We start from the raw sequence: 12553 nt of genomic DNA on the forward strand, positions 1-12553 counted from the left end.
TTTTGTTCTAATATATGTTTACTTCTCACTTACAGCAGGAAACAATTCCGACAGAACAACTACCCTCCCCATCTCATCTTTAAATACAATATGTTCTCTTGTTAAATGGCGTGGGCTCTTTACCCCTGCTGCTGCCGCTAATGAAAACAAACTATATCTCATACTAATAACATAGTTCATTACTCGCCATTTTTTCTCATACGGATCTAATGCTTTTTGGTAGTGTGGATTTGTAGTTGCAACCCCCGATGGGCATTGTCCTGAATTACATTGAAGTGCCATAATACAGCCACTCGCCATCATAAATCCACGTGCTGAATTTACGGCATCTGCACCGATAGCTAAAGCAATCGCCACTTTATCTGGTGTGACTAATTTCCCAGAGGCAAACACCTTTAATTTATCCCGAACACCAAAATGATTTGCTGTATCAATAAATGTAAGTAATGCGGGTATAAGCGGAAGTCCCATACTATCTGCCATCGATTTATACGTAGCACCCGATCCACCTTCTGAACCATCAATTGTAATAAAATCTGGATAAATATTTAATTCACTCATTGTTTTTAATAAATCTTCCAGAGGCTTCTGCTGTCCAATTACGATTTTCATCCCGACTGGCTTACCACCGTTTTCTTGCAACTTTTGAATAAAGTAAAGTGTATCCGCTGCATTTTTTAAAAATGAAAATCGATTCGGTGAATTAATCGTCTCCCCTTCTCGTACGTTCCGAACAGAAGCAATTTTCTCATTTACTTTTTGTCCCTCTAGATGGCCACCACGTATTTTAGCACCTTGCCCAAATTTTAACTCGAACGCCTTAATATTACTTTCTTTCGCTTTATCTATAAATTTCTCCATTGAAAAATTCCCGTCTTCATCACGGTATCCGAATAACCCTGGACCAATTTGTGCAACGATATTCGCACCTGTATGTAAATGCTCTGGAATTACACCCCCTTCTCCAGTATTAATCCACGATCCACCTGCCATTTTCGCACCAAAACCGCTCGCTAAAATATAATTCTCTCCAATCGCACCGTAAGATGTCGCTGATGCTCCAAACATTCCATGTAGCTTCCATGGGTATTTACGATTTTCACCAACTATAATTGCATCGTCATCTTCATATAACCAAAGATTTGTTGTATCCGCTGTCAATTTCTCTCTTCTTGAAAATAATCCTTCTTTATGAATTACATACTTTTTCCCCTCACTTTCTTTCGTGAGATTTACACTTAATTCATCTGTTAAAATCGGAAACAATGTATTAGCAATATAATAGCCAGATGCATCAAAATCTCGTTTCGATCCAAAACCAAGTATTTCAGAACGATATTTCGCTAAGAACATAACACTTTGAAAATCGTAACGTGAAAAAGGTTTTCCATCCGTGTCATGATCAAACCAGTATTGCCGGAATTCCGGTCCTATCTTTTCAAGTAAATAGCGCATTCTTCCTAAGTATGGATGCAGTTTTAATATAGAATGGTGCGTCCGTTTTTTTATAAAAAATGTAATAATAAAAAAGACAATTAAAAGTAACATCAAAAAGAGCAATATACTAATAATAACGAGTAGAGTTTCACTCATCCCGCTTCCCCCTATGAAATTCCATAATAAAAGGAGAACACTTCATGTGTTCTCCTTTTATCCTTATTCAAATTAACGTAGCAAGATGCTCTTTCGCATCATATTCAACTAAACTTTCAGCATTTTTAATTCGATGAACAAAATCCGGATTAGCGATTAATGGTCTTCCAAATGCCGCTACATCAATTGTTCCTTCTTGCAGTGCTTCTTCTGCCTCTTTCGGATTTAAATTACCTACTCCTACGATAGTACGATCCCAATACTTTCTTACTAATTGATGAAAATTCATTTCGTCAGCAATAACTTGCGTATAATTCATCGTTGAAGGGTGAATCATCGTTAATCCAACTTCTTTGAACATATTTACAAAAGTTTCAATTGCAAGTTCAGGGTTCTCCCACATATAAGTAGGATTATCACCTTTGAAAGCAGAGAAGCGAAGAAGTGTTTTATCAGCTCCAACCACTTCTATTACAGCCTCCGTTACTTCTTTCATAAACGTTAACCTTTGCTTTAAGTCTCCCCCGTATTGATCAGTACGCTTATTCGCAAACTCATAAGTAAACTGATCAATTAAATATCCGTGTGCACCGTGGATTTCTACTCCATCAAACCCAGCTTCTATCGCATTCTTCGCAGCTTGTGCGTATTGACCGATAACTTCTTTTGCTTCTGCTAACGTCATTGCTTCTGGTGTATCAAACGGTTTACGAAAACGCGGAACATTCCCTTCCGCAGCAATTGCAGACGGTGCTTGTGGCATTTGACCACCAATTATTTCGTGATGACTCATACGGCCAACATGCCATATTTGAGCAATAATCGTTCCGCCTTCTTTATGTACTGCCTCTGTAACAGGTTTCCAAGAATCGACTTGCGCTTGTGTGTAAATACCTGGTACTCCTGGATTCCCTTTTGCTCTCGGACTAATAACAATTCCTTCTGTAATAATTAATCCCAATCCATCAGCAGCACGTTTTCTATAGTATTCGACTACATCAGCACCAATTACTCCTGTTTCATTATCCGCGAAACATCTCGTCATCGGTGCCATTGCTATACGATTACGAAGAGACCAAGAACCTATTTGAATCGGATCAAACAACTTCGTCTTTTCAATATTTTCAAAAGAGCCCCAAGCGTTTATATTTGTTCCTTCATAAATACTCGCTGCTTTATTATTTGAACTTGTCATTTTTCTTCCCCCTAAAAAAATTCTTACTACAATCGCATCATACTTACTTTTAGATAGTAACGTCAATTTATACGTCTTTGCCATTATAAATTCGAATATTAAACAAACAGAATGATAAAAACAAAAATTAAAAAGGTTTCCTAATTATGAAACCTTTTTTTAGTTGACCATATAAGGCTAACAATTCGTTTATCTCTTTTACATAAAGAAAATAAACAATTATTATCTCCTCACATATGGAAAATCTCTTAACAATAGAAGTGGGAGTGGTTCAGTATTCTTCTAAAAATAATAACTTATATACCTAAAACAATGAAAGCCCTACCTCTCTTTCATCCTTACGGCTCCTCGTCCGTGCCAGTGTGAATCAGGATTGCAAAAATCAAGTAACTATTTTATCGAGTTATTTAATTAAACCTCGAACATTCGTAAAAGAAATTAAAAAATAAAAATGGATTAGATTGTAGTAATAACAAAAGAGGTTAATGCTCTAAAAGTGGTTTGAAAGAGTTGAATGTCTTTGAAATGATTGATTCTCTATAATTATATTCCCAAAAAATTCAAGATCTTTTTTGGGATGTAATACATTATCTACAATGAATCTTAACAAAAGCTTTTTATTTGATTTTCTGTGATACCTTCAATTAATCCCAGTTCACTAATCAAAAATTCATGTGCGTTATCTAACATTTTCTTTTCGCTTGCATTAAGTGCTTTTTCCTTCTGCATACGTAATAAATCACGTACAACTTCAGCACCTTCTTGTATTTTACCCGTTTTTATTTTATCAGTGTTCAATTTATACCTTTGTTTCCACGTAAGTAATCTATCTGATTCTCCATGTTGAAAAACATCTATTATGTGTGTTAATGCCTTTAGAGTTGTAACTGGTCGTATATTTGAATTCAATATTTTCCCCATAGGAATCATTACTTCCATATTACTAGCCGACATTTTTATAACATAATACTGTTGTTTTTCTCCTGAAATTTCCTTTTCTTCTATGGCTTTAATTATACCTGCTCCGTGCATTGGATAAACAATGTTATCGCCAATTTGAAACAAATAATCCACCTCCATATATGGTAACCTTCTCAAGCATAACACACATTTATTTTTTTAGCAAAATTTTTATAATATCACAAAAATATTTTCCATGTCAATTTATTTACACATAAAAATTCAATCTGTACAGAAACACTAAAAAACCCGCATTTTTGTTACCTTTTCCTCCAATTTTATATACCTTGTAAAACAAAAAATACATCACTACATATAAGTAGCGATGTATTTTTATATAATGTGCAACATGAAAGACAAAAACGGTTACTTCAAAACTTCACACGCACAATTCTTCGCTTATATACTAACCTGTTTACTAATCGTTTCTCGCGCTAAAAGAAAACTCATAATCACTTGCGCAGCTACTCTACTCGTCATATCCCTAAAATCAAGAGTTGGATCAATTTCGACTATATCCATCCCTTGAACGAGTGGCTCTTTACCAAGGAATTCAATTGCATCAAGTAAAGTTGTACTATCCATTCCACCAGGACCAATTGCTGGACAGCCTGGCGCAAACGCTTGGTCTAATACGTCCATATCAAGAGAAATATAAATAGAAGTCACACCTTGTTTTCTTAATACTTCAATACTTTCTGAAATAAGATCTTTTATTTCTCGCTCTCTTACATCTTTCATTGTATACACTTTCACGCCATGCTCTTTTGCATATTCATGGTACGTACGTGCATTTGAAAAATTACGAATTCCGATTTGAACGAGTTGTTTTCCTGTAATCACATCATTCTCTAGTAAACTACGGAACGGTGTACCATTTGATGGACCACCATCATCTAAATTGCGTAAATCATGATGGGCATCAAATTGAATAATACCGACCTTTCCTTTACTATTTGCAAAACCTGTTATACTCGGGAAACTAATCGAGTGGTCACCACCAAGAACGATCGGTATCATTTTCGGGTTTACTTTCGTCAAGTGACCAACTGTTTTCGCAATTCGGTTATGACTTTCTTTTAAATCTGTCACATGCATCGTAATATCACCGCAATCATGAAGAACACTTTCTTTCATATCGTGTTCTTCTGTAATTGCGTACGTGCTATATGCATCTAACATCGCACGAATTGTTTTCGGTGCAAAACATGCCCCTGAATGACTAATAGATGGTTTAGAAAGGGGTGCACCAATTAAGGCTGCACCGAATATTTCTACGCCTTCCTCCCAATCTTTAATCATCTCACTCCATTTCGTTACTTCACGATCAATAAATTTTGCATTTTTCTTTAAATAGTGGCCGTGCTCCACGATTGTTCACCTCTTGTATATGCGATATTACCGTTCTTCCACACTGTATTTACATGACTTACGCCGTAATGGTACGGTACGTAAGCATAATTGTAAGCATCCCATAAAACTAAATCTGCCTTACGACCAACTCTAATTTTCCCAGCTACATCACCACGATTAATTGCGTAAGAAGAGTTAACTGTTACGGCATTCCAAACTTCTTCTGGTGTCATTTTCAGTTTCAACATCGCAATGCTCATAATAAGCTGGATGTTTTCAGTTGGACAGCTACCTGGGTTAAAGTCTGTAGCTAAAGCAACCGCTACACCTTCATCAATCATTTTGCGTCCACGTGCAAAACTTTCTTTATTTAAATAGAAAGTTGTCCCTGGTAATAAAGTCGCTACTGTATTAGAGTTTGCAAGCATTTCAATTCCTTTATCAGAAGCGCCAACTAAATGGTCCGCTGATGCTGCACCAATTTCAGCTGCTGCTTCCGCACCACCAAGAGGGTCGATTTCATCTGCATGGATTTTCACATCAAAGCCAAGCTCTTTCGCTTTTAATAAAAATTCTTTTGATTCCTCTACAGAGAACACACCTGTTTCGCAGAAAATATCGACGAATTCAGCTAATTGCTTCTCTTTCATTTCTGGCAGTAAGTCTAACATCCATTGTAAAAATTCTTTTGATCTACCTTTATACTCTTTCGGAACTGCATGGGCACCTAAAAATGTGGAAACTAAATCGATTGGATGTTCTTTTTGTAATTGCGCAGTTGCCTCTAATTGTTTCCATTCTGTCTCATCATCTAATCCGTAACCACTCTTCGCTTCTACAGTTGTCACACCGAAAGATAGCATACGGTCTAAATGAAATTTCGCTTTTTGAACAAGTTCTTCTTTCGACGCCTGCTTCGTTGCATTTACAGTTGAAAGAATACCTCCGCCTTGTTCTAAAATTTCTAGGTACGGAACTCCTTGTAATTTCAGCGCGATTTCATTTTCACGTGATCCACCAAATACAAGATGAGTATGCGGATCAACAAGACCAGGAGAAACCATTTTCCCGCCGCAATCAATAACTTCTTTCGCCTGAAGCCCTTTTGCTTCTTCCGCTGTTCCAACGAAAGTAATTACGCCGTTTTCAATTCCAACTACACCGTTTTCAATAACAGGAAGCGTGTTCATCGCTTCCCGTCTTAACAAGCCATCTTCTTGATCCATTGTTAGTAATTGACCGATATTTATTAGTAAAGTGTCCAGCATGTTTTCTCCTCCTTATTTCATCATTGGAATGTTAACGCCTTTTTCTTTCGCTGTTTCAACAGCTAAGTCATATCCAGCATCTACGTGACGAACAACACCCATTCCAGGATCAGAAGTTAATACGCGCTCAATACGTTTTGCTGCTGCTTCTGTTCCATCTGCAACAATAACCATTCCAGCGTGAAGTGAATAACCCATACCAACGCCACCACCGTGGTGAACAGATACCCAGCTCGCACCGTTTACACTGTTAATTAATGCATTTAAAATTGGCCAGTCTGCTACTGCATCACTGCCGTCTTTCATCGACTCTGTCTCACGGTTTGGAGATGCTACTGATCCGCAATCTAAATGGTCACGACCGATAACGATCGGTGCTGACAATTCGCCATTTGCCACCATTTCATTAATGATGCGGCCAAATTTTGCGCGCTCACCGTAACCAAGCCAACAAATACGTGATGGAAGACCTTGGAACTCAACTTGTTGACGAGCCATACGAATCCAGTTACATAAATGCTCGTTATCAGCAAACTCACGTAAAATTACTTCATCAGTTTTATAAATATCTTCTGGATCACCAGAAAGCGCTACCCAGCGGAACGGTCCTTTTCCTTCACAGAATAACGGACGGATAAATGCTGGAACGAATCCTGGGAAATCGAATGCATTTTTCAAACCCTCATCAAAAGCAACTTGGCGAATATTATTTCCGTAATCAAATGTAATCGCGCCTTTTTCTTGCATAGCAAGCATTGCTTCTACATGTTTTTTCATACTTTCTTTTGATAATTGTACGTAACGTTCTGGATCTTCTTCACGAAGTTTCGCTGCTTCTTCTAACGTGTAACCTACTGGAATATAACCGTTTAATGGATCATGAGCAGATGTTTGATCCGTAACTAAATCTGGCGTAATATTACGCTTCACTAACTCAGGTAAGATTTCTGCTGCATTTCCTAACAACCCAATTGAAATTGGCTCTTTCTTCTCTTTATACTCGTTCGCAATAGTTAATGCTTCTTCTAATGATTCTGTATACAGATCACAATATCTCTTTTCAATACGACGATCGATACTACGCTTATCTACATCAATAGCGATCACAACACCGCCATTCATCGTTACAGCAAGAGGTTGCGCACCACCCATACCACCTAAACCAGCAGTAAGTGTTACTGTACCTTTTAATGATCCATCGAAATGTTGACGTGCCGCTTCACCAAATGTTTCATATGTTCCTTGTAAAATCCCTTGTGTTCCAATGTAAATCCAGCTACCAGCTGTCATTTGGCCGTACATCATAAGACCTTTTTTCTCCAGTTCACGGAAGTGATCCCAGTTCGCCCATTTTGGTACTAAGTTTGAGTTCGCTAACAGAACGCGAGGTGCATCTTCATGTGATTTAAAAATTGCAACTGGTTTTCCTGATTGAACAAGTAACGTTTCATCGCTCTCTAACGTTTTTAATGAATCAACAATTGCATTGTAGCTTTCCCAGTTACGAGCTGCACGGCCAATTCCGCCATATACAACTAATTCTTCTGGTTTTTCAGCAACTTCAGGATCTAAATTGTTCATTAACATACGAAGTGCAGCTTCTTGAACCCACCCTTTCGTTTGTAACTCAGTACCTCTTGCCGCACGAATTGTTTGTTGTACTTTTTCCATTTCAATCTCTCCCTTTTCTTGTTTTATAGTGCTGCGTTTACATCCAATCTTTCTTTTATCGAATAATTCGTTTTTAACCAATGCGTGATATTTTCAATATCCGTTGAGAATATGCGATCATTTGTAATAGAAGGTACTTGCTGACGGCCTTGATGATAGAACGTTTTCGTTACTGTACTCATGTTTTCAATACCGCGATATTCTGCTGCTTGCATCGCACAAATCATCTCAATAGAAAGAACGCGTCTTGCATTTTGAATAATTTGATGTGCGTGACGTGAAGCGATTGTCCCCATACTCACGTGATCTTCTTGGTTAGCTGACGATGGAATTGAATCTACACTCGCCGGATGTGCTAACGTTTTATTTTCTGAAACGAGTGAAGCCGCTGCATATTGCATAATCATTGCACCAGACTGAAGTCCTGGCTCTGGACTTAAAAATGGTGGTAGATCATTTAATTGCGGATTTACTAAGCGTTCAATACGACGCTCTGAAATATTTGCAAGTTCTGCCATTCCAACTTTTAAGAAGTCCATGGCAAATGCAATTGGTTGTCCGTGGAAGTTACCACCTGAAATTACTTTTTCCCCGCCATCAAAAATAAGTGGGTTATCTGTCGCTGCATTCATTTCAATTTCTAATTTTTCTTTCACGTAATTTAAAACTTGCCAAGAAGCACCGTGTACTTGTGGGATACAACGAAGTGAATATGCATCTTGTACCCGAAGTTCTCCTTGCTTTGTTGTTAATTTACTATCATGAAGAATGTCACGAATTCTGCTGGCTACTTCTACTTGCTCTTTATAACCACGCGCTTTATGAACATTTTCATCAAATGCATCAATAATGCCGCGCAATCCCTCAATTGTCATAGAAGCGATTAATTCAGATTGATAAGCCGTTGCTTCAGCTTCTATATAAGAAAGAACTCCTTGCGCTGTCATCGCCTGTGTACCATTGATTAACGCAAGACCTTCTTTTGCTTCAAGTTCAATAGGTTCAAGTCCTTCTTCTGTAAGAGCGACCATCGCATGAACTCGTTTTCCTTTGTAGAACACTTCACCTTCCCCTAATAAAACGAGAGCAAGATGAGATAGAGGTGCTAAATCGCCACTCGCACCAAGTGAACCTTGTTGCGGAACGACTGGGTGAATTTTATGATTTACAAACTCAAGAAGCATATTTACAACAAGCGGTCTAACACCAGATACTCCTTTAAGCATCGTGTTCGCTCGTAAAATTAACATACCGCGTGATACTTCTTCAGGAAATGGGTCGCCTATCCCGCATGCATGTGATTGAATTAAGTTGTGCTGAAGTGCCTTTACATCATCTCTTTGAATAAGCACATCACTAAACTTTCCAAAACCAGTTGTAATACCGTAAACAACTTTTCCGTCCTCTACAATTTTCTCGACAACTTCGCGGCACTCTGCCACCTTTTGCATACTAGTTGGGCAAGCTGTTACACCTTCACCTTCAAGTAACAACCTCTTCATTTCTTCAACTGTCAATGTGTGTCCTGTTAGCGTAATCATTCTTTTTCCTCCTTATAAAGGCAAAAGGGGACCTTATCTTTTTAAGACAGACTTCTGTCCTAAAAAAGTAAGGCCCCCTTCTAACTAATAGACTATGGGCAAATCATATGTGATTAATTCCTAAACCAATCGCCTCATGCTCAGATCCTTTTACAGGTGCACCAATCGTTCCATATAATGCAACAGCAACCCATTCGCCTTCTTTTTTTCCGTCGTATGGTCTACCGCGCACAATCGCAAAGCGAAGTCCTACTGTACGAAGAACGTCTGCTAACTGAATTTGACCTCTCGTCACTCCGTACAAAGCTTCCATTATTGCATGATAAAGTGCATGTGTTTCTCTGTAAACGTCTGTTTCAATAACTTGGGTGCTTTTCGCCGCTGTTTCCATTGCTGCTACAACCTTTTGCGAATTCATAGAACCCACTTTCCCCGTACAATACTTCCAACCTTTTGGAATAGATAATACAGGGCTTTCATTCTCATCCGCAAGTGCCAACAGCATGGCCATACGACCAATTCGATGTGTTCCTTGAAGAAGCATGTGACTCTCTCATTTCTTTTGAATTATTTGAATATTACTTAATTTAAGAATATATGAAAACGGTTAAATCGTCAATAGTTTAAAATAATATTCAAACAATTTTTTCATCTTCTCAATTTGTGTACACAAATTATTTACATAAATTTTTCAAGCGTGCTATAGTCTCACTAACAGATGCAAAGGAGCGAAATTTCAGTGGCGAAGCGAAAAGATATTCATTTTCGAATTGAAGAAAAATTACTTGAAAGATTTGAAGCAGCACTCCATTACGAAAGTTTAAATAAAACAGACGTATTAACACATGCAATCCAGCAATTTTGCATAAAGGTGGAATGTGAAAAAATGAATGATGTAAAACGCCAATACAGCGTAAGCAACCATTTACAAACACGTATCAATACGCATAAACATTTTGAAGAGAAACGAGTGAATGTAGATGAAGTCGTCATGGAACATTTACAACTCCAAGGAGAAGAAAAAATATTAGAGGTCGGATGCGCTAATGGAAAATTCCTTTCCCTTTTACAAACAAACGGTCATAAAGGACATCTAACCGGCTTTGATCAATCGGAAACTATGCTTTCTGAAGCTGCAATAAAGAATAAAATAATTGAATGGAAACTGGGCGATGCTAGTAAACTTCCTTTCGACGCTAATTGTTATGACTGGGTAATCGCAAGGCATATGCTATACCACATGAAAGATGTCGAAAAAACAATTCAAGGATTCCATAAAGTAATTCGTCCCGGCGGCGCACTTTTAGCTACAACAAATTCCAAAGTTTCAATGCCTCGTATAGTTGAAATGTGTAACAGCATGCTAGACGCATTTGACTTACCAAAAACATCAGTAGCGGTAGCTCCATTTTGTTCAGAAAATGGTAAAGAGATACTACAATCTGTTTTTTCAACTGTTGAAGAAACAATTATTCATAATGCACTCGTTTTCCATCATGCCTCTCCAATTATAAACTATATTTCTAGCATGTTTCCGTCCCTGAATATACCTGATAATATATATCTTCACACTGAAATGAAGGAATGGCTAAAAGAAGAAATAGAAAATGAATTATCATTTCACAACGGTATATGGCGCGATCCGAAAACGATAGCGATTTATCAATGTAAAAAAGAAAAAAGCTAGCAAATGCTAGCTTTTACACGTTTTCCGGTAAAAGATTCTCCATCATCATATTGCCCTTGCCACCATAAAAATTTGTATTATGTTCGTTCGCTACTCCAAAATAAGAAGCAACTGCTATTCCGAATGGTACAAAAGCATGTCCTTGTGCTGTAATAATATTTGAGTGTCGCACAACTTCTTCATACACAAAATTTTCTACTGGAAAACAATCTATTTTTTTATAATCGATAGTCACTGTATACGAGATTTCTTTGAATAAGCCTGCTTTTGCTAGCACATACGGTCCAGCACAAATAGCAGCTACTAATTTTTCTTGTTCGTGAAATTGACGGATGAGTGAAAAGAGTACTTCCGCACCCTTCATATGTATTGCATCTCCGCCTGGAATAATAATCCCCTCATATTCTTCTACACGCACTTCACTTAATTCTATATGCGGTTGTACTTGCAAGCCTGTTTCACTTATAATCAATTCTTTTGTTAAACCCGCAGTAATGATTTCATATTTCTTTTTCAGCAATGCTGTTGCTACTGTAATTTCAAACTCCGCAAATGTTGGATATACGAATAATAATATTTTTTTCATAGTCCTTTCTCCTTTAACCAGCCCATAAAATATGCTTCTAATTCATCCACTGTTAATGTATTCGTGTCCACACAAGTTACAGGAAATTGTTTATACCATTCTTTTTCAGTTTCTACTAATTTAAATTGTTCCTCAAAAGTACTTCGATTTCTTGTCATATCATTATTTTTTCTATCATATACATTCTCTTTCGAAACGTCTAAATAAAAAATTGCATCCGAACGGCATTCTCTTAATTTATACAATTCATCTTTTAATTCTGTTTCTATATCCCACTCTTTCCCTATCACTTTCGGATAAAAGAGTGTATAAAATTCAATATCTTCTGGCCCACGATCAAAAATCACGACTGAACTTTTCACATTTTGAACCTCTTTTATTTTTGCTTCAATAAACATTTTTTGATTTGTAATAAATCCCTCTTTTGTACACATATCCAAATTTAATTTTTTTCGCTTTTCTACAATTTGATAAGGATTTTCATATATAACTGAAAGCCCACATCGCTCTAAGCTTTTGGCCAATGTTGTTTTTCCACTTGCCATCGGTCCTTGAAGTGAAATTACGTATACCATCCCTCTCATTCCCTTTTCTTATAATACATTGATAATATACAGAATTTTGAAAACTATCAACATAATATATATCACCTTGTTTCTTATTCTTATGTAACTTATAATAAAAAATAGAGATTATGAC

General features: G+C 37.2%; 11 protein-coding genes. 1 reads left to right on the plus strand and 10 read right to left on the minus strand.

Annotation, left to right across the window (positions count from 1 at the left end):
• Positions 1-18: 18 nt before the first annotated feature.
• The 8 genes from JDS80_RS08110 to hutP form a co-directional block, all read right to left on the minus strand.
• Positions 19-1593: an FMN-binding glutamate synthase family protein gene (locus JDS80_RS08110; protein WP_098889902.1), complete on the minus strand. Its 1575-nt coding sequence runs from the start codon at positions 1591-1593 to the stop codon at positions 19-21.
• A gap of 67 nt (positions 1594-1660) precedes the next feature.
• Positions 1661-2788, minus strand: coding sequence for an alkene reductase (locus JDS80_RS08115; protein ID WP_071747697.1), 1128 nt, complete (start codon positions 2786-2788; stop codon positions 1661-1663).
• Between the two features lie 603 nt (positions 2789-3391).
• On the minus strand, positions 3392-3853 hold the full coding sequence (locus tag JDS80_RS08120) for a CarD family transcriptional regulator (RefSeq protein ID WP_000486322.1): 462 nt from the start codon (positions 3851-3853) through the stop codon (positions 3392-3394).
• Between the two features lie 294 nt (positions 3854-4147).
• Positions 4148-5119 (minus strand): formimidoylglutamase, encoded by a 972-nt coding sequence (gene hutG / locus JDS80_RS08125; protein WP_071747698.1) that lies wholly within the window; start codon positions 5117-5119, stop codon positions 4148-4150.
• Entirely contained in the window at positions 5098-6369 is a 1272-nt protein-coding gene (gene hutI, locus JDS80_RS08130; protein ID WP_000887557.1) for an imidazolonepropionase, read from the minus strand. Before hutI ends, hutG begins: the two co-directional genes overlap by 22 nt.
• A gap of 12 nt (positions 6370-6381) precedes the next feature.
• Positions 6382-8040, minus strand: coding sequence for a urocanate hydratase (gene hutU, locus JDS80_RS08135; RefSeq protein WP_071747700.1), 1659 nt, complete (start codon positions 8038-8040; stop codon positions 6382-6384).
• Positions 8041-8063: 23 nt separating this feature from the next.
• Positions 8064-9581, minus strand: coding sequence for a histidine ammonia-lyase (gene hutH / locus JDS80_RS08140; protein ID WP_199637961.1), 1518 nt, complete (start codon positions 9579-9581; stop codon positions 8064-8066).
• 103 nt (positions 9582-9684) lie between these two features.
• Positions 9685-10125 (minus strand): hut operon transcriptional regulator HutP, encoded by a 441-nt coding sequence (hutP, locus tag JDS80_RS08145; RefSeq protein WP_000926520.1) that lies wholly within the window; start codon positions 10123-10125, stop codon positions 9685-9687.
• Between the two features lie 195 nt (positions 10126-10320).
• Here hutP and JDS80_RS08150 point away from each other — a divergent pair, with 195 nt between their 5' ends.
• Entirely contained in the window at positions 10321-11268 is a 948-nt protein-coding gene (locus JDS80_RS08150) for a class I SAM-dependent methyltransferase (protein ID WP_071747702.1), read from the plus strand.
• Between the two features lie 13 nt (positions 11269-11281).
• On the opposite strand, the gene JDS80_RS08155 is transcribed toward JDS80_RS08150, so the two are convergent.
• Both JDS80_RS08155 and JDS80_RS08160 read right to left on the minus strand, forming a co-directional pair.
• Positions 11282-11854 carry a DJ-1/PfpI family protein gene (locus JDS80_RS08155; RefSeq protein WP_071747703.1) on the minus strand — a complete coding sequence of 191 codons (573 nt, stop codon included), beginning with the start codon at positions 11852-11854 and terminating at the stop codon, positions 11282-11284.
• Positions 11851-12438, minus strand: coding sequence for an AAA family ATPase (locus JDS80_RS08160; protein ID WP_116733505.1), 588 nt, complete (start codon positions 12436-12438; stop codon positions 11851-11853). Before JDS80_RS08160 ends, JDS80_RS08155 begins: the two co-directional genes overlap by 4 nt.
• Positions 12439-12553: the final 115 nt, after the last annotated feature.

This window comes from Bacillus cereus group sp. N8, assembly GCF_016483685.1.
In the GTDB taxonomy this organism is placed as follows: domain Bacteria; phylum Bacillota; class Bacilli; order Bacillales; family Bacillaceae_G; genus Bacillus_A; species Bacillus_A proteolyticus.